The 25,300-nt window shown below is 65.8% G+C and carries 17 protein-coding genes and 2 pseudogenes; 11 read left to right on the forward strand and 8 right to left on the reverse strand.

Translation table 11 applies throughout. The features are described 5' to 3' along the window. Positions 1-273: 273 nt before the first annotated feature. The gene (locus NZU74_01690; GenBank protein MCS6880022.1) at positions 274-1,566 is read left to right on the forward strand and encodes a DUF418 domain-containing protein; all 1,293 of its coding nucleotides are present in this window, start codon (positions 274-276) and stop codon (positions 1,564-1,566) included. Between the two features lie 151 nt (positions 1,567-1,717). Here the strand turns inward: NZU74_01690 and nadC are convergent, their stop codons facing one another. The 3 genes and pseudogenes from nadC to nadA form a co-directional block, all read right to left on the reverse strand. After that, entirely contained in the window at positions 1,718-2,581 is an 864-nt protein-coding gene (nadC, locus tag NZU74_01695; protein ID MCS6880023.1) for a carboxylating nicotinate-nucleotide diphosphorylase, read from the reverse strand. Positions 2,582-2,881: 300 nt separating this feature from the next. Then, positions 2,882-4,462, reverse strand: a pseudogene (gene nadB / locus NZU74_01700) (L-aspartate oxidase). A 200-nt stretch (positions 4,463-4,662) separates the two neighbouring features. Continuing rightward, on the reverse strand, positions 4,663-5,634 hold the full coding sequence (gene nadA, locus NZU74_01705; protein ID MCS6880024.1) for a quinolinate synthase NadA: 972 nt from the start codon (positions 5,632-5,634) through the stop codon (positions 4,663-4,665). Positions 5,635-5,931: 297 nt separating this feature from the next. Between nadA and NZU74_01710 the strand changes: the two genes are divergently transcribed. Next, a complete protein-coding gene (locus tag NZU74_01710) occupies positions 5,932-6,153 on the forward strand; it encodes a hypothetical protein (protein ID MCS6880025.1) in 222 nt (73 codons plus the stop codon). Here the strand turns inward: NZU74_01710 and NZU74_01715 are convergent. The 3 genes and pseudogenes from NZU74_01715 to NZU74_01725 form a co-directional block, all read right to left on the reverse strand. Beyond that, a pseudogene (locus NZU74_01715) lies at positions 6,144-6,833 on the reverse strand (Uma2 family endonuclease). The gene NZU74_01710 and the pseudogene NZU74_01715 sit on opposite strands and share 10 nt — an antisense overlap. Before the next feature lie 155 nt (positions 6,834-6,988). Continuing rightward, entirely contained in the window at positions 6,989-8,209 is a 1,221-nt protein-coding gene (locus NZU74_01720) for an acetyl-CoA C-acetyltransferase (GenBank protein ID MCS6880026.1), read from the reverse strand. Positions 8,210-8,273: 64 nt separating this feature from the next. Beyond that, on the reverse strand, positions 8,274-9,428 hold the full coding sequence (locus NZU74_01725; protein MCS6880027.1) for an acyl-CoA dehydrogenase family protein: 1,155 nt from the start codon (positions 9,426-9,428) through the stop codon (positions 8,274-8,276). A 495-nt stretch (positions 9,429-9,923) separates the two neighbouring features. Between NZU74_01725 and NZU74_01730 the strand changes: the two genes are divergently transcribed. Then, a complete protein-coding gene (locus NZU74_01730; GenBank protein MCS6880028.1) occupies positions 9,924-12,254 on the forward strand; it encodes a sodium-translocating pyrophosphatase in 2,331 nt (776 codons plus the stop codon). Positions 12,255-12,457: 203 nt separating this feature from the next. Continuing rightward, the gene (locus NZU74_01735; GenBank protein MCS6880029.1) at positions 12,458-13,732 is read left to right on the forward strand and encodes a cystathionine gamma-synthase family protein; all 1,275 of its coding nucleotides are present in this window, start codon (positions 12,458-12,460) and stop codon (positions 13,730-13,732) included. Between the two features lie 95 nt (positions 13,733-13,827). Here NZU74_01735 and NZU74_01740 read toward each other — a convergent pair whose 3' ends face one another. Next, complete coding sequence (locus tag NZU74_01740; protein ID MCS6880030.1) at positions 13,828-14,616, reverse strand: alpha/beta hydrolase; 789 nt, start codon at positions 14,614-14,616, stop codon at positions 13,828-13,830. Between the two features lie 340 nt (positions 14,617-14,956). On the opposite strand from NZU74_01740, the gene pgm reads away from it, so the two are divergent. The 3 genes from pgm to NZU74_01755 all read left to right on the forward strand — a co-directional run bounded on the left by pgm (position 14,957) and on the right by NZU74_01755 (position 18,610). Beyond that, positions 14,957-16,609: a phosphoglucomutase (alpha-D-glucose-1,6-bisphosphate-dependent) gene (pgm, locus tag NZU74_01745; GenBank protein ID MCS6880031.1), complete on the forward strand. Its 1,653-nt coding sequence runs from the start codon at positions 14,957-14,959 to the stop codon at positions 16,607-16,609. Positions 16,610-16,833: 224 nt separating this feature from the next. Then, positions 16,834-17,595: a cyclase family protein gene (locus NZU74_01750; GenBank protein MCS6880032.1), complete on the forward strand. Its 762-nt coding sequence runs from the start codon at positions 16,834-16,836 to the stop codon at positions 17,593-17,595. An 82-nt stretch (positions 17,596-17,677) separates the two neighbouring features. Continuing rightward, positions 17,678-18,610 carry a 3-keto-5-aminohexanoate cleavage protein gene (locus NZU74_01755; protein MCS6880033.1) on the forward strand — a complete coding sequence of 311 codons (933 nt, stop codon included), beginning with the start codon at positions 17,678-17,680 and terminating at the stop codon, positions 18,608-18,610. Positions 18,611-18,930: 320 nt separating this feature from the next. Here NZU74_01755 and NZU74_01760 read toward each other — a convergent pair whose 3' ends face one another. Next, entirely contained in the window at positions 18,931-19,905 is a 975-nt protein-coding gene (locus NZU74_01760) for a response regulator (GenBank protein ID MCS6880034.1), read from the reverse strand. A gap of 551 nt (positions 19,906-20,456) precedes the next feature. On the opposite strand from NZU74_01760, the gene accC reads away from it, so the two are divergent. The 4 genes from accC to NZU74_01780 all read left to right on the forward strand — a co-directional run bounded on the left by accC (position 20,457) and on the right by NZU74_01780 (position 25,297). Continuing rightward, positions 20,457-22,244, forward strand: a complete 1,788-nt coding sequence (accC, locus tag NZU74_01765; GenBank protein ID MCS6880035.1) for an acetyl-CoA carboxylase biotin carboxylase subunit — start codon at positions 20,457-20,459, stop codon at positions 22,242-22,244. Positions 22,245-22,405: 161 nt separating this feature from the next. Next, on the forward strand, positions 22,406-23,035 hold the full coding sequence (locus NZU74_01770) for a GNAT family N-acetyltransferase (GenBank protein MCS6880036.1): 630 nt from the start codon (positions 22,406-22,408) through the stop codon (positions 23,033-23,035). Between the two features lie 56 nt (positions 23,036-23,091). Further along, on the forward strand, positions 23,092-24,534 hold the full coding sequence (gene proS, locus NZU74_01775; GenBank protein MCS6880037.1) for a proline--tRNA ligase: 1,443 nt from the start codon (positions 23,092-23,094) through the stop codon (positions 24,532-24,534). 16 nt (positions 24,535-24,550) lie between these two features. After that, positions 24,551-25,297: an FkbM family methyltransferase gene (locus NZU74_01780; protein MCS6880038.1), complete on the forward strand. Its 747-nt coding sequence runs from the start codon at positions 24,551-24,553 to the stop codon at positions 25,295-25,297. The last annotated feature ends 3 nt before the right edge of the window (positions 25,298-25,300 follow it).

Genomic DNA, 25,300 nt, shown 5'->3' on the forward strand with positions numbered 1-25,300 from the left:
GCTACTACAGGTGGCCTATGAAAAACAACACAATAATATCAGCGCGCGGCTCTCTGCCGGCGCCACGCTAGCGACATGCTTCCGTTTGTGAATATAGAACGAGCTTCCCTACCGCTGCCATTCTACCCAATAGCAGGCGCATGTGTCAAACGAGCGCTTAGAATGGGGCGGAACCTGGGTCGCGGTCCGCCTCCTGCGGGACGGCTATGCCGCTTGAAAGCTGGAGTCTGGGATTTGCCCCTCTGACAGGCTCTTTACAAAAGGAGAACCCTGATGACCTGGACGGACCAATCCGAACACTCCGCGGTTGCGCCAGTGCAACCCGCGGAGCGCATCCCGACGCTGGACATGGTGCGCGGCTTTGCCCTCTTCGGCATCCTCACCGTAAACATGTTCTTTTTTAGTCATCCCTTCCAGGACCTGCTGTTGCCCCCGCCATCGGAGGCGACCTGGTACGACCGGCTGGCGACCTGGCTGGTGCGCCTCCTTAGCGAGGGCAAGTTTTACCCGCTCTTCTCTCTGCTCTTCGGGCTGGGGTTTGCGCTCCAGCTCGAGCGAGCACGCGCGCGGGGGGGGCGCTTCGCCCCGCTCTACCTGCGGCGATTACTGGTGCTGCTCGGCGTCGGTCTGGTGCATGCCTGCCTGATCTGGGTTGGCGACATCCTTGTGCTCTATGCAGTGCTGGGAGCGGTGCTGCTGCTGTTTGCCGGAGTCAGGCGCCCGCGCACCCTGCTGATCTGGGCGGCGATCTTCTTTACGGCGCCACATCTCATCACGTTCGCTCTGGCGAGTCTGGTTGAACTGGCGCGTCTCATGCCCGGAGGCGCCGCCCAGATCGAGGCGGTCTTCGCCGAGCAGGAGGCCATGTTTCGCCAGCAGCGCGAAGAGGCCATCGCGATCTACAGCGCCGGCTCGTTCGCCGAGATCACCGCGCAGCGCGCCCGTGATCTCCAGACAATCTGGCTTGGCACGCTGGTAATGGCGCCAATGGTGATGACCATGTTTCTTATCGGAACCGTTCTCGGGCGCCAGAGGGTCTTTCGCGACATTCCGGCACACTGGCGGCTCTGGCGCCGGCTGGTGATCTGGGGCTTTGCGATTGGCCTCCCGGCCAATCTGCTCTATACGGTCATGGCCGAGAATGTGCAGCGGGCCGAGTTCGGCTGGCAACTGGCATGGATGAACCTGGCCCTGGGGATCGGCGGCCTGGCCCAGAGTCTGGCCTACCTGGGCGCGTTGACGCTCCTTGCCGGGCGCATGCCCTGGCAGCGCTGGCTCGGCGCGCTGCGCCCGGCGGGCCAGATGGCTCTGAGCAATTACCTGCTCCAGTCCATCGTTGCGACGCTGATCTTCTATGGCTACGGCCTGGGGCTGTTCAACCAGGTTGGCATGGCCCTCGGGTTGCTCATGGCGCTGCTGATCTACCTGGCGCAGATCCCGCTGAGCCACTGGTGGATGGCCCGCTTCCGCTACGGCCCCGCGGAGTGGCTCTGGCGCAGCCTGACCTACCTGCGCCCGCAACCGATGCGCCAGGCGCCCTCAAGCGCCAGCAAGACCGCCGTTTGAGGGAGACGCCCCCCAGAGTGGTTCAAAGTCAGCCATTCTAACGTTCCCGTCGCTCCGCGTCTCCACACCTCCACACCTCCACAGAACCGGTCCGCGAAGGTGTGGAGGCGTGGAGGTGAAGCCGGCGTTGTCAGGAGGTTTGAACCCTGTACTACGCTCCCTCGATATCCAGACCTATATCCAGGGCCGGCGCGCTGTGGGTTAGCGCGCCAACGCTGATAAAGTCCACGCCGCTGTCGGCAACCGCGCGGATTGAATGCAAGTTGATGCCGCCGCTGGCCTCGGTGCGCGCCCGTCCGGCCACGGCGGCCACGGCAGCGCGGAGCTGTTCGGGGGACATATTGTCGAGCAGGATCAGGTCGGCGCCGGCCTCGGCGGCGATGGCGGCCTGTTCGACGCTCTCCACTTCCACCTCCACCCGCACCATCGGTCCCACCGCCGCCCGCGCCCGGCGCACCGCTTCAGCCAGGTCCACCCCTCGCGCTGCCAGAATGGCCAGGTGGTTGTCCTTGAGCATCACTCCGTCATACAGGCCAGAGCGGTGATTGACCCCGCCCCCGACGCGCACGGCGTACTTCTCCAGCGCCCGCAGTCCCGGCGTAGTCTTGCGCGTGTCGAGAATGCGCGCCCGGGCGCCTCGCACTGCCTCGACGTAACTGGCGGTCAGGGTGGCGATGCCGCTCAGCCGCTGGAGGAAATTGAGGGCTACGCGCTCGCCGCTGAGGAGGCCACGGGCCGGGCCGGCAACGCTGGCCACGCGCTCCCCCGCCGATACCCGCGCGCCCTCAGCCGCCCGCGGTCGCAGCGTCAGGGCCGGGTCCACCAGGGCAAAGACGGCCGCCACCACCGGCAGTCCGCAGACCACTCCGGCCTGGCGGAAGACAAAGTGCGCCTCGGCCCGAGCGTCAGGAGGGATAACTGCCAGGGTCGTCAGGTCGCCCGTGCCGATATCCTCGTTTAGCGCGCGGACAACCACCTCACGGACGAGTTCGGGAGGAAGATCGATAGGATGCATACATCTCCAGTAGGGCCTGCGCCCTGGTTCAACGGTATCCTCCGGGCGGGCGCAGGGCCGCCAGGGCTCCTCGCCCGCCTGGAGAGAGGGCAAAGCCCTTCTCAGGTGCAGGGTTTTCCGGCGCATCCTCGCGTCGCATGCGCCATCCGGGGCATTGGGACGCCCAACTCCCCCCGCTCCCGCTCGCGGGAGCGGGGGGGTGAGGACCGTGAGCGCATGGGAATGCCGAAAACCCCTGCTCGCTCAAAAAACCCTCCACCTGAGAGGGGCGAAGCCCTCCCACAACCTGTGCTCTACACACTAATCAGCCGCATGCGCCCGCGCCGGCGGCGCGGCGATGGTTGCCACCAGAAAGGGTTCCTGGCCCCGGACCTGGACCAGATGGGCCTGCCAGTGCTCACGGGGCTGGGGAAAGTCGGTGCGGAAGTGACCGCCCCGACTCTCTTCGCGCGCCAGCGCCCCGGCCACGATCAGCCGGGCGGTCAGCGCGGCGTTGACGGCGGTGAGACCGTCCGGGTCATCGGGAGCGGCCTGCCAGGGCCAGGCCGCCAGGCGCAGCGCTCCGGCGCGCAGCCCCTCGCCGTCGCGCAGCGGCCCGGCGGCGGCGCGCATTGTCGCCGCCAGAGCCTCGCGCCAGTTCGGCGCCGGGAACGAGCCAGTCTCGCCAGCAGCGATACGGGCGGGCGCCACCGCGGAAAGGGCGATCCTGCCGGAGTGACGCTCCAGGACGGCGGCGATCCCGGCGCGCCGCCCGAAGACCAGGCACTCCAGCAGCGAGTTGGAGGCCAGACGATTGGCGCCGTGCACGCCGGTGCAGGCCACCTCGCCAGCAGCGAACAGCCCCGGCAGGCTGGTGGCGCCATCCAGGTCGGTGCGCACGCCGCCCATCAGGTAGTGCGCCGCCGGGGCCACCGGGATGGGCGTAGTGGCCGGATCCAGCCCATCTTCGCGCAGACGGGCGCAGATCGTCGGGAAGCGGCTCTCGATCGTCGTCCGGGGCAGGTGGGTCAGGTCGAGCAGCACATGGTCACTGCCAGAGCGGCGCATAGCGGCATAGATGCCGCGGGTTACCACGTCGCGGGGCGCGAGTTCGGCGCGAGGATCGAAAGCGGGCATGAAACGTTCGCCGGCGAGCGTGCGGAGGAGGCCCCCCTCGCCACGGACGGCCTCGCTGATCAGGAAGCCCTGACCGGCGCGCGTGCGATAGACCGTGGGATGAAACTGCACGAACTCCAGATCGGCCACCTCGGCCCCGGCGCGGTAGGCCATGGCGATGCCTTCGCCGAGAGCGACGGGCTGATTGCTGGTCAGACCATAGAGCGCGCCGGCGCCGCCACTGGCGAGGATCGTCGCCGCGGCCAGCAGGCGATGCCAGTCCCCAGTCGGATCGCGCGCCAGCGCGCCGACGATCCGGCCCCCCTCGTCAAGCAGATCGGCGGCCTGCCACCCCTCCAGCAACGTGATCCGCGGATGGGCGCGGGCGCGGTCGATCAAGGCGGTCACCACCGCCAGGCCGGTCGCGTCGCCCACGTGCACAATGCGGCGGGCCGAATGGCCACCTTCCAGTCCCAGGGCGAAGCGTCCGGGGGCCACGCGCTCGAAGGGCACGCCAGCGGCGGCCAGTTCGCGCATCAACGCCGGCGCGGCGTAGGCCAGGGCCGCCACGGCCTCGGCGTCGGAGAGGCCGGCGCCGGCTGCCAGCGTATCGGCGATGTGGGCGCGGGGCGAATCGGCGGCGTCGAGGGCCGCGGCGATGCCGCCCTGGGCCCAGGCTGAATTACTCTCGGGCAGGGCGCCGCGGGCCAGCACCAGCACCTCGGTGTACTCGGCGGCCGCCAGGGCCGCCGTCAGGCCGGCGGCCCCGGCGCCGATCACCAGCACGCCGGTGGTTGTTGTTGTAGCCGCGGGCCATGCCGTCAGGGCGAAGCGAGGAGCGGGTATCGGTTTCATGGTTTCGTTCTCGTTTCTTCGGGTAGCGCGGCGAAGCCGCACAGGGCCTGACCTGAACCTGGCTGGTTGGAGCGCAACTCTCCGGGTTGCGGGACGGGGAACCCGTAGTCGCCCCACGCCCGCCGGGACGGTTAAAGGGCGATCATCCGCTCGATGGCCGTGCGGGCGCGGGCGGCCAGATCAGGGGGCACGGTCACCACGTGGGTCAGGTCGCGCAGACTATTGCGCACCTTCTCCAGCGTGATCATCTTCATGTACTTGCAACTGATCGACTCATCAACCGGCAAAAACTGCTTCTCGGGATTGGCCTTGCGCATGCGGTGCAGCACGCCGATCTCGGTGGCGACGACGAAACGGGAGGCGCTGCTGCTGGCCGCATGGCGGATCATGCCCTCGGTCGAGAGAATATGGGCGCCCCGGGGATCGAGCTTGCCGCTCGCCAGATAGTGCATGGCGCTGCTCACACAGCCGCACTCAGGGTGGATCAGCAACTCGGCGTCGGGCATGGCGGCGCGCTGGCGCTCGACCATCGCCGGGCGGATGGCGGCGTGCACGTGGCACTCCCCGGCCCAGATGTGCATGTGCCGGCCGGTAACCTGCCGCAGGTAGCTCCCCAGAAACATATCGGGAAGAAAGAGGATCTCTTTGTCTTCGGGAATGGCTCGAATGACCCGCTCGGCGTTGCCTGAGGTGCAACAGTAGTCGCTCTCGGCCTTGACCTCCGCAGTCGTATTGACGTAGCTCACCACCACCGCGCCGGGATGCTCGGCCTTCCAGGCGCGCAGTTGCTCGGCGGTGATCGAGGCCGCCAGCGAACACCCCGCCTCGGGGTCGGGGATCAGCACGGTCTTCTCCGGCGAGAGGATGGCGGCGGTTTCGGCCATAAAATGCACGCCGCAGACGACCAGCACGGGGGCGTCGCTGCGGGCGGCAAACTGGGCCATGCCCAGCGAATCGCCGACATAATCCGCCAGATCCTGGATCTCGCCGTACTCGTAGTTATGGGCCAGGATCACCGCATTGCGCCGGGCGCGCAGGGCATTGATCTCCTCGACCAGGGCCGCGGCTTCCTCCGGGGCGGTGTGGGTGAGCGCCATGCTCATAGACAACCTCCTCTATAACCCAGAGTTAACGCAGGGTTATTAGTGTAAAAATAACACTAAATGCGTCCGGTAAAGAGGCCGAGCGACCGGATTTGTGTCTTTTTGACACTAACTTTGCCTGGAAAAAAAGTGGCCGCTCGGCCTGTTGTGAAATTGACACTTAGTATACGACGCAGGTCAGGAGTTGTCAATAGCGGTTTCGTGTTCCAACACGGCTCTTGCAACCTCTCTGCGGCAGTGCCCGGACCCCGGGTTTTTCGGCGGGTTTGGCCGCGCAGCCGCCAACACTAAGAAAAAATGGGGTTTGCGCCAGCCCTGGCGCGCCACCCGGGCCTGCGCCATTTCCTCGGGTCAGGTCCCGACCCGACCTGCGGGTTTCTGGACGGCGTTGGCGACGCCGCCGACATTATTGTGATGGGGCGGCTACGCCGCCCTGTGACCCGCCGACGTTGCATCAACTCTGCGTGCCGCCCGCGCCCCCAGGAGGTGACGGCGGTGCGAACCACGGCCTACTCCTGATCAGGATCGATTCCCAACGCCCGCAGGCGCGCAGCCAGACGCTCGGCGCGCTGGCGCTCCGCCTCCGCCCGCTCCCGCTCCGCCTCCGCCCGCTCCCGCTCCGCTTCCATCTGGGCCTGAAGTTCTACGAAGCTCAGGAACGGGCGCCCGTCGGGCAGATACATCCGCACCTCGTCGCCTTCGCGGGCGAAGCGCACCCCCAGGCGCGGACTGACCCAGCCGTCAATGTCGGGTATGACCCTCAACCGCTCCTCTCTGCGCTGCCAGCCGGTCAGATCCCCGCTCTCCGGGTCGTAGAGATAGTATTCCTCGACTCCGTACTGGTCGTAGAACTCAAACCCGGCGGCGATCTCCGCCAGTCTGTTTCCCGGTGACAGCACCTCGAAGACCACATGGGGCGCGACCCCCTCCTCCTCCTACTGGCGATAGGAGCCACGATCGCCCCTGGGACGCCCGAAGACGACCATTGCGTCCGGCGCGCGGCGAATGTCGGGACGTCCTTCAACCGGATACCAGAGCAGGTCGCCGGCGACGAACACGTCGGGACGATTACGGAACAGGCCCTCGAGGTTGCCCTGGATGGTGACAATGGCGCGAAACTGTTTTGTATTGTCCAACATGGGTTGACCGTCGCTGTCGGGGTAGACTACTGGCGCCGCGGCTACGGTCGTGCTGCTCATGGCTCACCTCGTCGCTGGTGGTTCGACCAACTGATGGATTGCATTTCCGTGAAAAAGCCTTCGGCGTACCCACAAAGCTATGCGCAACCCTCGGGGTTGCGCTACGTTGCAGGCAGGCGCACGGGAGAACAGGGCCCCCGTGCGCCAACCGGCAGTCACCCGGCTTCGCCAGCCCAGCGCTCGATGATCGTGGTAATGCCCATGCCTCCGCCGACACAGAGGGCCGCCAGGCCATAGCGCCCGCCGCGGCGCTCCAACTCGTCGAGCAGGGTTCCGAGGATCATGGCCCCGGTCGCCCCCAGGGGATGCCCCAGGGCAATCGCTCCGCCATTGACGTTGATCCGTTCGGGACCCACGCCGGTCTCGCGCTGAAAGTGCAGCACCACCGCGGCGAAGGCCTCGTTGATCTCGAACAGGTCAATGTCGTCGAAGCCGAGGCCAGCGCGTTCAAGAGCCAGGCGCGCCGCGGGGGCCGGGCCGGTCAACATAATCGTCGGCTCACTGCCGACGACGGCGGCGGAGACGATGCGCGCCCGCGGCGTGAGGCCCAGGGCGCGCCCGCGCGCCTCGCTGCCCACCAGGACGAGGGCTGCGCCGTCCACGATGCCCGAGGAGGTGCCGGCGGTGTGCAGATGCTCGATGCGCGTAAGTTGCGGGTAGCGCCGCAGGGCCACGGCGTCGAAGCCCGAGGCGCCGAGTTGGGCAAAGGCCGGCGGCAGCTTCGCCAGGGTCTCCAGTGTGGTGTCGGGGCGGATATGCTCATCTTCGGCGAGGAGCACCTGGCCGCCGGGGTCGCGCACGGGCACGATCGAGCGAGCGAAGCGCCCCGCGGCGCGGGCGGCGGCGGCGCGTCGCTGCGACTCGACGGCGAAGGCGTCAAGCTCCTCGCGGCTAAAGCCATCGAGAGTGGCCAGCAGATCGGCGCCGATGCCCTGGGGCACGAAGCCGACCGCCTGGCTGATCTCCGGATCGTCCATCAAGGCGCCGCCATCGCTGCCCATGGGCACGCGGGACATCGACTCGACGCCCCCGGCCAGCACCAGGTGTTCCCACCCCGAGCGCACCATGGCCGCGGCCAGATTGACCGCCTCGAGACCGCTGGCGCAGAAGCGGTTGAGTTGCATCCCGGGCACGCGCTCGTCCCACCCGGCGGCAAGCGCCGCCGTGCGGGCAATGTTGGCCCCCTGCTCGCCGACGGGCGTCACACAGCCGAGGATGACATCCTCAATCGCGGCGGGGTCGAGGCCGGTACGCCGCGGCAACTCGCGCAGCAGGCTGGTGAGCAGATGCACCGGCTTGACCCCGGCCAGGCCGCCCCCGGCCCTGCCGCGCCCCCTGGGGGTGCGGATGGCGTCGAAAATGAAAGCGTCTGGCATGGTGATGTTCCTTTGAGGGTTCCGACAGGCAGGGACGGTGGGGAAACGTGGTTTCCCCACCCCTCTACCCTTGCCGTTTTGGAAACAGGGAACGCCCGATAATCTCCTTCATAATCTCGGTGGTGCCGCCGTAGATGGTCTGCACGCGGGCGTCAACGAAGGCGCGGGCAATCGGATACTCGCGCATATAGCCGTAGCCGCCGTGGAGCTGTACTCCCCGGTCCACCACGCGGTTCTGCAATTCGGTGGCCCACCATTTAGCCATCGAAGCCTCCTCGGTGGTCAGCCGGCCGGCGGTGTGGGCCTCGATGCAGCGGTCAACGAAGACGCGCCCGATGGTCAGTTCGGTCTTCAGTTCAGCGAGCAGGAAGCGGGTATGCTGGAAATCGCCGATGGGCCGGCCAAAGGCGGTGCGTTCGGCGCAGTAGGCCACAGTCATCTCAAAGGCGGCCTCGGCGCCGGCCATGGCGCTGATGGCGATGATCAGGCGTTCCTGGGGCAGCTTGCTCATCATATAGGCGAAGCCGCGGCCCTCCTCGCCAAGCAGGTTGGCGACGGGCACCCGCACGTCGTCGAAGAACAGTTCGGCAGTATCCTGGGCGTGCTGGCCGATCTTCTCCAGGTTGCGGCCGCGGGTGAAGCCAGGCATGTCGCGTTCGACCACCAGCAGGCTGATCCCCCGGTGCCCGGCGGCGGGGTCGGTTTTGACGGCCACGATCACCAGATCGGCATTGATGCCGTTAGAAATGAAGGTCTTCTGGCCATTCACGACGTAGTAATCGCCCTCGCGCCGAGCAGTGGTGCGGATGCCGGCCAGGTCGCTGCCGGCCGCAGGCTCGGTCATGGCCAGGGCGCCGATGCATTCGCCGCTGGCGATGCGGGGCAGCCAGCGGCGGCGCTGCTCGGGGTTGCCGTGGTGCACCAGGTAGGGGATGACCAGATCAGTGTGGACCGAGAAGCCAACTCCCATAAAGAACGGACGCGACAGTTCCTCGGTGATGATCGCGTTGTAGCGAAAGTCGTCAATGCCTGAGCCGCCGTCCTCCTCGGCGATGCCCAGGCTGAGAAAGCCCGCCGCGCCCGCCTTCGCCCACAGGGCGCGTTCAACCACCCCTTCGCGCTCCCAGCGCTCGTAGTTGGGGGCGATTTCGCGCTCGACGAAGGTGCGAAAGCTCTGACGAAACAGGTGGTGCTCGCTCGTGAAGATCGTGCGTTCCATTGAAAGGCTCCTCCTCGTTGAGGCCGTGGATGGCACGACTCTCAGGCTGGTCAAATCTACGCGGTTGTACAAAGCTTACCACACCCGCGGTCCAGGCAGGCGGCAGTTCTGCACGGGCTTTGCCCAACATCCAAGTGAGCATTGACAACTTTTGGCGAAGATCACAATACCATTCTTTACAATCGCGAAGCGCATGTGTTAGAATAGGCTCCACGGACACGGAACTGCGGTATAATTGCACACATCGCCTGTTTCCCCGTCGCGGAATGATTGGTGAGGGCGCCGTCAGGGTGAGGGAGCGCCTTTGCTGTGTAAGGCATGGTTAAGGCCGTGACGCCCGCCTTGACCGTTGCCCGGCCGATCCACAAGATGCAGAGCGGTAGGGTTGTAGACTTGTAGAGGTGTGGAGGCGCGGGCTGGCTGGTCAGGCGAGGGTGAACCACGACCGAGGGTGTTAGCGGTTTGCTTGCCGACGCAACGTGAAGGAGTTGGACGATGCAGGATCTCACACCACTACAGCAGTACGCCGTATGGACGGTGCTCTTCATCTCCATCTTCGGCATCGCCTACGCCTTTTACCTGAGGAGCATGATCCTCGCTCAGGACAAGGGCACGACGAAGATGCAGGAGGTCTGGGGGTTCATCAAGTCGGGCGCCAATGCGTATCTCAGCCAGCAGTTCCGTACCATTTCCATCCTGATCGTAATCCTCACGTTCGTGCTCGGCGCGAGTGTGTTCATTATCCCGCCGACGCGCGAAGCAATCGAGCACTTCGGCAGCCCCGAGGCCGCTACGCTGTGGGTGGCCATCGGGCGGGCCATCGCCTTCCTGATGGGGTCGCTCTTCTCCTACACTGTAGGCTTCGTGGGCATGAACGTGGCGGTTGAGGGCAACGTGCGCGTGGCCGCCGCCTCACGGAAGGGCTACAACCCGGCGATGCAGATCGCCTACCGCGCCGGCTCGGTGACGGGTATGCTCACCGTGGGTCTGGGGCTCCTGGGCGGCACGTTGATCTTCATGGTCTTCGGCATCGCGGCTCCCGACGCGCTGCTGGGCTTCGGCTTCGGCGGCTCGCTGATCGCGCTGTTTATGCGCGTGGGCGGCGGCATCTACACCAAGGCCGCCGATGTCGGCGCTGACCTGGTGGGCAAGGTTGAGGCAGGCATTCCCGAGGACGATCCCCGCAACGCCGCGGTGATCGCCGACCTGGTGGGCGATAACGTGGGCGACTGCGCCGGTATGGCCGCCGACGTGTTCGAGAGCTTCGAGGTGACCCTGGTCTCGGCGTTGATCCTCGGTCTGGTGCTGGGCGATGCCGTAGCCGGGACGATTGGCGACGGGAACTACGATCTGCGCTTCATTATCTTCCCCCTGGTGCTGCGGGCCATTGGCGTGGTCGCCTCGGTGATCGGCAACCTGTTCGTGACCACCGATGAGCGCCGCCGCAATGCCATGGCGGCCATGAACCGCGGCTTCTATATCGCTGCGGGCCTGGCGATCGCCGGCTGCGTGGCCGCGACGGCGGTGTTTATGCGCGAGCCGAACGGCGCGATTGACTGGCGCCCCCTCTGGGCGACCGTTGCCGGTGTGGCCCTGGCCATCGTGCTCGACAAGCTGACCGAGTACTTCACCAGCACCCACTACAATCCGGTGAAGGAAGTGTCGCGCTCCTCGCAGAGCGGCGCGGCCACCAATATCCTCTCCGGTCTGGCGCTGGGCATGGAGTCGAGCGTCTGGGCCATCCTGGTGATCTGTGGCTCCATCCTCACCTCGGTGATCATCTTCAGCGGCTATTCGGCCGATCCGGTGGTGACCTTCACGGCCATGCTCTATGGCGTCTCGCTCACCGGCATTGGCATGCTCCTGCTCACCGGCAATACGATCTCGATGGACAGCTTCGGCCCCATCTCCGACAATGCCAATGGCATCGGCGAGATGGCCGGGCTGGACAAGAATGCTCGCAACGTGATGGACGACCTGGACGCGGTGGGCAATACGACCAAGGCGGTGACGAAGGGTATTGCCATTGGTTCGGCGGTGATCGCCGCGGTGGCGCTCTACGGCTCCTACCTCACCGACGTGAACAAGGTGCAGCAACAGTTGATCGAGGCGGGCGCCCAGGGCGTGCAGTTGCTCACCGGCATCAACGTCTCAGCGCCGATCGTCTTCATCGGCCTGCTCATCGGCGGGGCCGTGCCCTTCCTGTTCTCCTCGCTCACCATTCGCGCCGTGTCCCGCGCCGCCTCGCAGATCGTCGCCGAGGTGCGCCGGCAGTTCCGCATCCCCGGCCTGATGGAAGGCAAGGTACAGCCTGACTACGCCCGCGCGGTGACCATCAGCACCGCCGCGGCGCAGAAGGAGCTGATCAGCCTGGGCATTATCGCGGTGATGGTCCCCATCCTGGTGGGCTTCACCCTCGGGGTTGAGGCGCTCGGCGGCTTCCTGGCCGGCATTATCCTCTCGGGCCAGTTGATGGCCGTGTTCCAGGCCAACGCTGGCGGCGCCTGGGATAACGCCAAGAAGTACATCGAGGAAGGCAACTTCGGCGGCAAGCACAGCGACCCGCATAAGGCCGCCGTGGTTGGCGACACCGTCGGCGACCCGCTTAAGGACACCGCCGGTCCGGCCCTGAACCCGATGATCAAGGTGATCAACCTGGTGGCCCTGATCATCGCCCCGATGGTGGTGACGATCAATCCCGGCAGCCCTGGAGTGATTATCGCCATGATCATCTGCGCCGTGGCGCTGTTCTGGGCGATCTGGCAGAGCAAGCGCGAGGCCCAGTCGCTGGTTGAGCCGACCAAGGCCCCCGCCGGGGCTGACTAGGCGCGAGAAGGGTGGAGAACCCCGGGTTCCCCACCCCCCTGACCGATGGGAGGATGGAGGAGGGCCATGCCCTCCTCCATCCTCCCGTTTTCACATCAGGTTATCACCTGGTTGTCAAGGCTTAACCGGGCCGGCGGCCTCCCTGATGCACCATGAGGCCAGGACGGGGCGGTGGCGCCCCGCGTATCCGCGAGGAGGCGACCATGGCCAGACGCAAGCCCGAAGGCTACCTGAAGGGACGGCCCCTGCGTCCTGAAAGCCTGATGATGAGCTATGGCTACAAGCCTGAGCTGTCCGAGGGTGCGATCAAGTGTCCGATCTTCCAGACCTCAACCTTCGCCTTCAAAACCGCCGAAGAGGGCAAAGCCTTCTTCGAAATCGCCTATGGCCTGCGCCGCCGCGGTCCCGGCGAGGAACTGGGCCTGATCTACAGCCGTCTGAACAATCCTGACCTGGAGATCCTCGAAGATCGCCTGACGCTGTGGGACGAGGCCGAGTGCGCCGCGGTGTTTGCCAGCGGTATGGCGGCAATCAGCACCACCCTGCTCACTTTCCTACGACCGGGTGACGTTCTGCTACACAGCGAGCCGGTCTACGGCGGCACCGATTATTTGCTCAAACACGTGCTGCCGCGCTTCGGCATCCGCGTGGTTGGCTTCCGCGCGGGCGCGCCGCCCGAAGCCGCCGAGGCCGAACTGCGCCGCCTGGGGTTGGCCGAGCGCCTGGCCATGATCTTCATCGAAACTCCCGCCAATCCCACCAATGCGCTGGTGGACATCGCCGCTTACGCCGGCCTCGCCGCCCGTCTCAGCGGCGAACGGCCCGTGCTGACCGCGGTGGACAACACCTTCCTCGGGCCGCTCTGGCAGCAACCGCTCCGCCATGGCGCCGACCTGGTGCTTTACTCCGCCACCAAATACATTGGCGGCCACAGCGACCTGATCGCCGGCGTCTGCCTGGGCAGACGCGAATTGCTCGACCAGGTCAGGTTCCTGCGCACCATCTTCGGCACCATGGCCGGCCCGCACACCGGCTGGCTGCTGATGCGCAGCCTCGAAACCCTTAAATTGCGCATGACCGCCCAGATGAAGACTGCACGCCATGTGGCCGAGTTTCTCAATGATCACCCCAAAGTGGACCGCGTCTACTACCTGGGCAACCTGACCGAGGACGACCCGCAGTACGAGGTCTACCACCGCCAGTGCAGCGCGCCGGGCGGCATGATCGCCTTCGATGTGGTCGGCGGCGAACGGGAAGCCTTTCGCCTGCTCAACGCCCTCAAGCTCATCAAGCTGGCGGTAAGCCTGGGCAGCAACGAGTCGCTGGCCGAGCATCCCGCTACCATGACCCACGCCGATGTGGACCCCGAAGAGCGCCTGGAACTGGGCATCACCCCGGCGATGGTGCGCCTGTCCATCGGCGTCGAGCATCCTGAGGACCTGATTGCCGATCTGGCCCAGGCTCTTGAGGCCGTCTAATCAGCGCAACAACCTGGCTGGCCCTTCAGGCAGGGGGATGGAGAAACCCGGTTTCCCCATCCCCTCCAAATGCTACCGCAGACATCAACCACGGCTCAATCAATGGTTCCCAGAAAACGCATCACCGCCTCCTGGAAAGCGACAGGGTTATCCCAGTTGACCCAGTGGCCGGTCCTGGGAATGACCGCCAGCGCGGCTCCGGGGATGCCCGCGGCGAGGCGGATGGCCTGCGCGGCGGTGAACAGGTAGCCGTCGCTGGCCACAATCAGCGTCGGAGCGGTGATCCGCCCCAGACGGTCGTGGCTATCGAAGGCTGTAGCCGCGTCCCAGATGTGCAGGAGCGTCTCGCGGTCGCCGAGATAGCGGCTCATCGTCTGGAGGGCGTAGGGCCGAATGGCGGGTGTGCGCAGCGCGGCGCTTCTAGACATTATATCAATCACCTGCGCCACCGAGTAGGCCCGCAGGAACCAGTGCAGGTAGGCGGTGCGGAAGGGGAAGGGTTCGAGGAAATAGCCCCGCGGACGGCACCAGGTATCGGCGAGGATCAGGGCGCTGACGCGCTCGGGCGCCATCAGCGCCAGTTCCTGAGCCACCATGCCGCCAAGCGAGTGGCCCAGCACCCGGACCGCGGGCGCCTCAAGGGCGTCGAGTGTAGCAAGCACCTCTCTGGCCAGATCGGCAATGCTGGTCGGCCCGGCGAGGGGCGGGGCAGCGCCATGGCCCGGCAGGTCGCAGGCGATCACCTCGTAGCGCGCGGCGAAAACGGGGATCTGTTCGCGCCAGTACTCCCGGTCCACCATGGCGCCGTGGAGCAACAGCAATGGCGGCCCCGCGCCCCTGCGTTCGTGGGGCAGGGCCTGGCTGGTTGTCGGTGTGGCGTGCATCGGAACCTCCTCCCTGGGCATTTTCCGCTATTCTACCGCACCTGCGCTGCCGCAATCCGGAGGGTTGCGCTCTAACCGGCGTCAGGAGCGGAGCTCCTCACCCTCTCCTGCCTCGCTCCGCTCGGCGCCCTCTCCCTCTCCACCGCAGGTGGAGAGGGAGGGGGCGGGGGGAGGGTGAGGATCAGAACCCACGAGGCTTCGCCGCACCCCGACAGGCGGAGAAGAGGCATTTCTGGGAGACTTCGCCCTCCCATGTTGATCCGCACCGCGAATCTCTGCGATAATATGGCCGTCCTGCGCGTACTGAAATTGGCGTGAAGCACCAGAAGGAGCCCCGCCTATGGCAGCCCATCCGCTGGCCGGCCAGCCGGCCCCCCGTGAGTTGCTCGTCAACGTGCCGCGCCTCGTTTCGTCCTACTATATCCTCACCCCTGATCCCGGCGTCGCGGAGCAGCAGGTGGCCTTTGGCACCTCGGGCCACCGTGGTTCGTCGTTGCAGCACTCCTTCAACGAGGAGCATATCCTGGCGATCTGCCAGGCCCTCTGCGAGTGGCGGAGCGCCCAGCGCATCAGCGGGCCGCTGTACCTGGGCATGGACACCCATGCCCTCTCCGAGCCGGCCCTGGCGACCGCAATCGAGGTCTTTGCCGCCAACGGCGTCGAACTCTGCGTGCAGACCGGTCTGGGCTACACCCCTACGCCAGCGGTTTCGCACGCCATCCTCACGTACAACCGCGGTCGCCGCGAAGGGCTGGCCGATGGCGTGGTGATCACCCCGTCGCACAATCCCCCGGACGATGGCGGCTTCAAGTACAACCCGCCTTCGGGCGGCCCCGCCGACACCGGCACCACCCGCTGGGTGCAGGAACGCGCCAACCAGTTGCTGCGCGACGGACTGAAAGACGTGCGGCGCGTGCCCTTTGCCCGGGCCATTGCCGCCAGTACCACCCACATGCACGACTACGTCGGCCCCTACGTGGCTGACCTGGCTAACGTGATTGATATGGAGGCCATCCGCGCTGCCGGCCTGAAGCTGGGCGTGGACCCGATGGGTGGGGCCTCGCTGCCCTACTGGGGGCCGATCGCCGAACGCTACGGCCTCGACCTCACCGTAGTCAACCAGACGATTGACCCCACCTTCGCCTTCATGCGCGTGGACAAGGACGGCAAGATCCGCATGGACTGCTCCTCGCCCGCGGCCATGGCCGGATTGATCGAACTGAAGGACCGCTTCGACGTGGCCTTCGGCAACGACCCCGATGCTGATCGGCACGGCATCGTCACTCGCAGCGTCGGCCTGATGAATCCGAACCACTACCTGGCGGTGGCGATCTGGTACCTGTTCCAGCACCGCCCCGCCTGGCGCGCTGATGCCGCCGTCGGCAAGACCCTGGTCTCCAGTTCGATGATTGACCGCGTCGCCGCCCATCTGGGCCGCCGACTTGCCGAGGTGCCGGTAGGCTTCAAGTGGTTCGTAGACGGTCTGGTGGACGGGAGCTACGGCTTTGGCGGCGAGGAGAGCGCCGGGGCTTCCTTCCTGCGCCGCGATGGCACGGTGTGGACTACCGACAAGGACGGGATCATTATGGATCTGCTGGCCGCCGAGATCACCGCGGTGACGGGCCGAGACCCCGGCGAGCACTACCGCGAGCTGGAGGAGCGCTTTGGCCGCTCGGTCTATGCCCGCAGCGACGTGCCAGCCACTCCGGCGCAGAAGGCCGTGCTGGGCAACCTTTCGCCCGAACTGGTAGCCGCCACCGAACTGGCCGGCGAGCCGATCATCGCCCGCCTCACCCGCGCTCCGGTCAACGATGCGCCCATCGGCGGCCTGAAGATCGTTACGGCCAGCGGCTGGTTCGCAGCGCGCCCTTCGGGCACCGAGAACATCTATAAGGTCTACGCCGAGAGCTTCAAAGGCGAGGAGCACCTGGCCGCCATCCAGGCCGAAGCCCAGACGATCATTAACGCGGCGCTCCAGGAAGCAGGCGTGTGATGCCGCGGCATCGCCCCGCACTGGCGGGATGAACGTTCCTGGGCGGGCGCAGCACCCCGGTTCCCTCTTCTTTGCCAGAGGAAGGAGGAAACCCGGTTTGCCCGCAGGCGCTTTCAGGGGAGGATTTAGGAAGACGCAGCCCTCCCGTAGGGCAGGGGAAGGGTGACACCGGGTTTCCCCCCTTCCCCTAACCGGTTGCATTCACTTCAGTGGAGGAAGCGCCGATGAAAATCTTCGATCTGAGCGTACCGACCGAGAGCGGCCCGAGCGAGCCGCTGCCGGTGCTGGTCGAGCACGAAAACCACCAGCAGAGCGCGCCGTTCATGGCCAGCTTCTTCGGGGCGCGGGTGGAGGATCTGCCCGAAGGCAACGGCTGGGCAAACGATAAGGTGACGATGAGCAGCCACGCCGGCACCCATGTTGACGCCCCCTGGCACTACTACCCGACCTGCGGCGGCCAGCGCGCCCGCACGATTGATGAGATGCCCCTGGAGTGGTTCTTCGGCAACGGCGTGGTGCTGGACATGCGCCACATCCCCCGTGGAGGGGTGATCAGCGCCGCCGATGTGCAAACCGCCCTGGCGCGGATCAACCACGCCCTTGCGCCCGGCGAGATTGTGCTCATTCAGACCGGGGCCGACAAGCTGTGGGGCCAGGCCGAGTACTTCCACGCCGGCGCGGGGATGAGCGCCGAGGCGACCCGCTGGCTGATCGCCCAGGGCATCCGCGTAATGGGCATAGACGCCTGGGGCTGGGACCAGCCGTTCTGGGCGATGAAGGAGCGCTTCCAGCAGACCGGCGACCCTGCGGTGATCTGGGAGGCCCATCGGGTGGGACGCGACCTGGAGTATTGCCACATCGAGAAGCTCGCCAACCTGGACGCCCTGCCGCGTCCTACAGGGTTCAAGGTCGCTTGTTTTCCGGTCAAACTCACCGGCGGCAGCGCCGGATGGACACGGGTGGTGGCGATCTTCGAGGATCTTTAAGGCGCCATTTCGAGGGAGTGTTACCGCATCCTCATATCGGTGGCTTGCGGCAAGCCCGCCAGGGCAACTGAAAGGAACCCGCATGGAACCGTTAATCGTCACTGCCGCGCTGACCGGCGCGGTAACGGTGCCAACGCAGACCCCCTACCTGCCCTACACCATCGAGCAACTGGCCGAGGATGCCGAACGGTGCGCCCGCGCCGGTGCAGCAATCATCCACATTCACGCCCGGAACCCTGAGAACGGCGCGCCATCGTCGGATATGGAACTCTTTGGCGCCATCCTCAAGGCGATCAAGGCCCGTACCGACGCGGTGATCTGCACCACTACCGGCGGCGGGGTCGGCATGTCTCCCGCCGACCGGGTGCGCGTCGTCCCGACCTGGAAGCCGGAACTGGCGACCTGCAACATGGGCTCGATGAACTTCTCGGTGCATCCGGTGGCGCGACGCTTCAACGATGGCGACTACCGCTTTCCCTGGGAGGCCCAGTGGCTCAAGGGCAGCGAGGATTTCATCTTCCCCAACACCTTTGCCAGCATCCGGCACTTCCTTGAAGAGATGCGCAAGACCGACACGCGGCCAGAGTTCGAGATCTACGATGTCGGCCATCTCTACAACCTCGACTTCATGCTCAGTGAAGGATTGGTTGAAAAACCGATCTGGCTACAGTTTGTGATGGGTGTGCTGGGCGGCATCCGCGCCACGCTCTACGACCTGACCCATCTGCTCGACACGGCTACCCGCCTCTTCGGCCCCGACGGCTACCGCTGGTCGGTGATCGGCGCGGGGTACCCGCAGCAGTTCCATATGTGCACCGCAGCAATTATGCTTGGCGGGCACGCCCGCGTGGGGCTGGAGGACAACATCTTTGTGCGCCGGGGCGTGCTGGGCCGGAACCACGAACTGGTCGAGAAGATCGTGCGGATCGCGGGGGAGTTCGATCGGCCCATTGCCACACCTGCCGAGGTGCGTAGCCTGCTGAACCTGAAGGGCCTGGAGCGAGTGGGGTTTTAGAGCTCTGAACGGAATGTGGAATGTTTGGCCCGCTAAGGACAATGAGTGGTCTGTGAACAAGTTTCCTTGCCTTTCCGCCCCCCTCCCAACCTTCCCCCGTTGGGGGGAGGGTTAGGGAGGGGGCGGAGTTGCCGAAAAACTTCGTTCACAGAGTACTGAGTCGTGCAGCTCGCGGCCTCGCGCTGCCATCGTTGCAGGTCAACCTTTTCAAGAAACGCGATAGGACCTCTCCGTATCCGGTAGCGTTCTGGGAGGCGCGGCCGTCTCAGACCCTCGCCTCAGGCAGGGGTGCGGGGAAACCAGGTTTCCCCATTGTCATATCAGCCGTGACGCAGCGCGCTGCGCAGGGCCGCGCGCAGCTCCAGCAGGCCAATCTCCAGGCCAGTGCGGTCATCGGTGTGGAAGAGACGCAGCCGGGGTTGGGGGCGCTGAGGGGCGCACCGGGCGACCCACGGCTGGATGCTGTCGAAGCGGGCTGCCAGAGCAGCGGTGGCCGCGGCGACGGCTTCGCGCGGGCCGACCAGGGCCACCTGGGGATCGAAGCCAGGGTGTGCGGCGAACACCTCTGGACCGGCCACCGCCCGCACCAGCGACCCGAGGCGCGCCAGCAACCCTTCGGCGGCGGGGCGGCCAAAGCGCCGCGTCAGCGCTGCGAACCCCCCGATGCTTACACTGGTCGCCGCCCATCCGGGCCGCGCGGTGAGGGCAGGCAGCGCCCTGGCCAGGGTGTGCATGCAGGGCAGGCCGGTGACGGGATGAAAGTGTTCGTAGCAAGAGAACCGTTGCGCCTGCATCACCAGTTGATTGTGGGCCGCCGCGCCCAACGGCAGCAGAGCCGCCACGCGGTAGAGCAGAGCTTCGAAGGCGAAGGGCTTGAGGAAGCTGTCGTCCAGCGGGCCGACGGGGGCCAGACGCGGATCGCTCATCGGATCCATCGTCGAGACGATCAGCACAGGGATGTGGGCAGTGGCCGGATTGGCGCGCACCATATCGCGCAAGCGATAACCGTCGAAGCCCGGCTTGTGAATGTCGGTGATCAGCAAATGCGGCCGGACGCGGACCGCCAGGTCGAGCGTCGCCGGCCCGGCGCCCGCCGGCGCGCCGATGTATTCGAAGTCGTGACTGGTCAGCAGCCGGGCATAGATCTGGCGAATGTCCGGATCATCGTCGCTCACCAGTACGCGCGCCAGCGGGCGCGACGGCGCCGGGGCGGGGAGCGCCGCGAACCGCGCGTGCTGGAACAACGCGCGCCGGGGAGTTCTCGTTTCAGGACGAATTGACGGTGCGTAGCTCACGGCCAGATCCGGGTCTGCTCATCTGCGTGGCGCTGCCGCTGCGCCCCTGCTCTATCAGGAAGAACGCCGCTTCGGGCCGCGAAGTTACGGCCTGCAGGAAAAAAAAGCGCCTCGCCGCGGGGGAGGGGTTGAAAGGGCTTGCTCTCTCAGAAAACTCGTTGTTCTCGTCGCTGTGCGGCTGCGCCGCGCTATGGCTGATGCAACGTCCGCCTCCAGCAGGGGATCGGGGCGGCGTAGCCGCCCGATACGGTCCTTGTTCGTTGGTTCTGGCGGTGTAGCTGCCAGAACCAACGAACAACCCGGGGCCTGGGACAAACCTCAAAGACCTTGCAACAACCCTGGCAGGCGCATGGAGTCTAACTTGTAACAGGACAGAGTATGCTACAATAAGCGGCGGCGCAGCGGACCTGCCGCACGCTCGGAATCGCCCTGGTACCAGTTCCCGCACGACACCTCCCTCTGCCGGACCGCGCGACCACCATCGAGGCGGTTATGCTTGAGTTTTCGGGATGTCGGGTGCGTGGCGACTGGGCATATGGAAGCGGAAGCGTATGTTCGACACCGTGCTGATCGCCAATCGCGGCGAGATCGCCTTGCGTGTGATGCGCGCCTGTCGGGAACTGGGGTTGCGGTGCGTCGCCGTATACTCCGAAGCGGATCGTGAGGCGCCTCACGTCGCCTATGCCGACGCCGCCTATCTGCTTGGACCCGCGCCTTCAGCGGAGAGTTACCTGAACATTCCTCGCATTATCGAGGTGGCGCGTCAGGCTCGTGCCGGCGCCGTTCATCCGGGATATGGATTCCTCGCCGAGAACTCCGACTTCGCCCGCGCCGTTACCGAAGCGGGTATGGTCTTTGTCGGTCCGCCGCCCGAAGCGATGGAACGCATGGGCGGGAAGACCGCCGCCCGTCGCGAGGCCACGGCAGCCAAAGTGCCGCTGGTACCCGGAACGTTGGAGGCAATTGAGGAACTGGCCGAGGTACGGCGGATTGCCGATGAATTTGGCTACCCGATCGCCATCAAGGCCGTTGGCGGCGGCGGCGGGCGTGGGCTGCGCGTGGTGCGCTCGCCTGATGAACTGGCCGATGCCTTCGCCAGCGCTCGCCGCGAGGCCGAGGTGGCCTTTAAGAACGGCGCCCTGTACGTTGAGAAGTACCTGGACAATCCGCGCCACATCGAGATCCAGGTGCTCGCCGACGCTCACGGCAATGTAGTGCACCTGGGCGAGCGAGATTGTTCAGTACAGCGCCGCCACCAGAAGTTGATCGAAGAGGCGCCCTCTCCCGCGCTGACCCCCGAGATCCGCGCCGAGATGGGCGCGGCGGCGGTGCGCCTGGCCCGGTCGGTAGGCTATGTGAGCGCCGGAACGCTGGAGTTTCTCTTCCAGGACGGGAAGTATTACTTCCTGGAGATGAATACTCGCATCCAGGTGGAGCATACAGTGACCGAGATGGTCTACGGCGTGGATCTGGTCAAGGCGCAGCTTCGTATCGCCCAGGGCGAGCGTCTCTGGCTGCGCCAGGAGGATCTGACGCCGCGGGGCCATGCTATCGAGTGCCGCATCAACGCCGAGGACCCGCTGCATAACTTCCGGCCCGCTCTGGGAACGATCACTACCTACCAGGAGCCATCCGGTCTGGGTGTGCGTGTAGATAGCGGGGTGCGAGCCGATTATACCATCCCCCAGTACTACGACTCGCTGCTCGCCAAGTTGATCGTATGGGCTGAGACGCGCCCCGAAGCGATTGCCCGCGCCCAGCGCGCTCTGGCCGAGTATACCATTGGCGGCGTCATTACCACGATCCCCTTCTATCGCGCCGCGCTGAGCCATCCGACCTTCAGCGGCGGGCAGGCCACGGTGAACTTCATCGCCCAGCATCCCGAACTGATGGATCAGGTGCGGGCCTTTATGCCCCCGCCGCCTGAACCAGGCCCCGCGCCTAGCCCTGAAGAGCCGCGTGAGTTTACCGTGGAGGTCAATAACCGTCGCTTCGGAGTGAAGGTCTTCGGAGCGGCCCCGGTGTCGGCGCCGGCTGTCGCGGCGCCGGGCGCGCGTCCCGCTGCGCCGGGTGAGCGTCGGCCTGCCGCCGGGGCGAAGAAGAGCGCGCTGGCGCCCAAGGTTGATGGGGTGATCAGCCCCATCCAGGGCCGCGTGGTTGCGGTGCGGGTGGAGCCGGGCCAGCACGTGGAGGCCGGACAGGTGCTCTTTATCGTGGAAGCGATGAAGATGGAAAATGAGATTACCGCCACTCACCCCGGCGTCATTGCTGAGGTGCGCGTGCAGGTTGGCGGCACCATCGAGGCCGGAGGCGTGCTGGCCACCTACGCAGGAAAGTAATTGCTCCAGGGCGCGGTTGACCGTGTGGACCAGGCCGGGTGTTTTGCCCGCCTCTGCCATAGGGGCGCGGGGAACCGGTTTCCCCGCGCCCTCCTTTCTCCGGTCGTGTGCGTTGCCGCGCGATCTCTGACGCATCCTCCACGACCGATGGACAACGGCGTATGGCGACCGAGACGGTCACGCTGCGGCCCGCAACCTCTGCCGATGCCGAGGCCCTGGCGGAACTGGTGGTGCAACTCTTTCACGCCGAGATGCCGGGCGTCCTGCGCGGCCCGCGTCCTGGCCAGGTGCGCCTGATGCGCTACCTCGTCGAACACGAACTGGCCAGCGGCGTGCGCGGGCGCTTCATAGCTCTCGATGCTGGCGGCAAGGTGGTGGGAAGCGCCAGTATCCGCCTTCACGGCGACGCCAGTACGGTGAATTTGCCCCGAGGAACCTTCACGCTGGCCATCCACTGCCTGGGGTTGCTCAATACCCTCATCCTGATTGGCAACATGCTGCGGGCCGCTCTCGTTGGCGAAACGCGGTTGCGCCCCGGCGAATGCTACATCTACAGCGTCGTCGTCGCCGAGGACCAGCGCGGGCGGGGCATCGGCGACGCGATCATGGAGCGGATCGAGGACCAGGCGCGCCGCATGGGCGTCAGCGTCGCCTACCTGCGCGTTATCAGCAGCAACGAACCCGCACGGCGCCTTTACCTCCGCCGCGGCTATCAGATCGTGTCGCGCGCCTCTCCTCTTGCTGGCAGGATCAGCATCCCCAGTGAACTCATGCGCAAGGATTTGCGTTAGAATGCAGGCGGAAGGCGCGCTCACTTCGCGCCGGCGCCAAGGCTTGAGGAGCGACTATGCCAAAGGATGTTATTACTCCCCGCGCCACCGATTATAACCAGTGGTACCTCGATATCGTGCGCGAAGCCGACCTGGCCGAGCCGGCCGAGGTTGTGCGCGGCTGCATCGTGGTCAAGGCCACTGGCTGGGGCATCTGGGAGATGATGCAGCGCGAACTTGATCAGCGCATCAAGGCTACCGGCCACGCTAATGTGCAGTTCCCTCTGCTCATCCCTAAGAGCTTCATCATGAAAGAGGCCGAACACGTCGAGGGCTTCGCACCTGAGGTCGCCGAGGTTACCCGCGCTGGTGGCGAGGATCTGACCGAGCCATACGTGATTCGCCCCACCAGCGAGACGATTATCGGCTATTTCTACAGCCGCTGGATCCGCTCCTACCGCGATCTGCCCCTGCTCTACAACCAGTGGTGCAACGTTATGCGCTGGGAGATGCGCACCCGCCCCTTCCTGCGCACCTCGGAGTTCTGGTGGCAGGAGGGGCATACTGCCCATGCCACTGAGGCCGAAGCGGAGGCCGAAACGCTCAAGATCCTCCACGAGGTCTACGCCGATTTCGTCGAGCAGGTGATGGCCGTGCCGGTGATCCGCGGGCTGAAGACCGAAAAGGAGAAGTTCCCCGGCGCGCTCCGCTCCTACTGCATCGAGGCGATGATGCAGGACGGGCGCGCCCTCCAGGCTGGCACCTCGCATAACCTGGGCCAGAACTTCGCCCGCGCCTTCGATATCACCTACACCGACCAGAACAATACCGTGCAGTACTGCTGGACGACCAGCTGGGGCGTCAGCACCCGTCTCGTCGGCGCGCTGATTATGACCCACTCCGATGATGAGGGCCTGGTGCTGCCGCCGCGCCTGGCGCCCACCCAGGTGGTGATTGTGCCGATCTATAAGAATCCAGAGGAGCGCGCCCGCGTCCTGGAGGCCATCGAACGCATCACCGGAGACTGGCAGGGACGCCTGCGCTTCAAGGTGGATGACCGCGACAATCTGACGCCCGGCTATAAGTTCAACGAGTGGGAACTGAAGGGGGTGCCGCTGCGTCTGGAAGTCGGCCCGAAGGACGTGGAGAAGAACAGCGTGGCCATCGCCCGGCGCGATATGCCGGGCCGCGAGGGCAAGAGCTTCGTGCCCCAGGCTGGCCTTACCGAGCGCCTGGTCGCGCTGCTCGACGAGATGCAGACCGGTCTCTTCCAGCGCGCCCTGGCCTTCCGCGAGCAACGCAGCGCCACCGTGCGCACCTACGACGAGTTGAAGCAGCAGGTCGAACAGGGCTTCGCCTGGGCCTACTGGGACGGGAGCGCCGATGATGAGCGCCGCATCCAGGAAGAGACCCGCGCCACCATTCGCTGCATTCCCCTGGAGCAGCCTGACACGCCCGGTGTTTGCGTCTACACCGGGCGCGAAACCAGGCGCCAGGTAGTGTTCGCCCGAGCATACTGAGAGGTTGAGTATGGGTATGGGTCTCCGCCGCCGGCTGCGCGCCGGACTTGAACCGATCCTGGGCGCTCTGAGATTACTCCCTCCAGGAGTGAACCTGTTTGCCGACCTTAAGGTTCGTCTTCCCCACTACCGGGCGACGCTGGTTTTCGATGTGGGCGCCTATGTGGGCGACACGGCGCGCCGGTATTTGCGCGCCTTTCCCCAGGCGCGCATCTATTGTTTTGAACCGACGCCCGAGACTTATGCCGCGCTGTGCAGGAGCCTGGGCGCAGAGCCGCGGGTGCGCTGTGTGAACCTGGCGCTGAGCTCCGCCCCTGGTACAGGGGCAATCGTATGCGAGAGCACGCCCGACTGTTTCTACCTCGACGGGGCGGGCCGGCGTCGCTTCGATCACTCCGACGCTCCCCGCGCTCCTGTGCAGGTTGAGACGGTGGATCGCTTCTGCGCCGCCGAGGGGATCACGCACATCAGTTACCTCAAGATTGACACCGAGGGGGTCGATCTCGATGTTCTGTGCGGCGCAGAGTCTATGCTTCGCGCCGGGCGGATTGATCTGGTTGAAGTGGAAGCCGGCCTGTACCCCGGTAATACCTGGCACGTCCCGCTGGAAGAGATGAAGGCTTTTTTAGAAGCACGCGGGTATTTTCTCTTCGGGCTGTACGAACAGTTTCCCGAGTGGTCAACGGGCGAACCCCATCTGCGGCGCGCCAATGCCGTCTTTATCTCGCCTGCGACCATTCGGGCCAACCGGTGGCCGGTGTAATGC

It is taken from the genome of Chloroflexaceae bacterium (assembly GCA_025057155.1).
GTDB lineage: Bacteria > Chloroflexota > Chloroflexia > Chloroflexales > Chloroflexaceae > JACAEO01.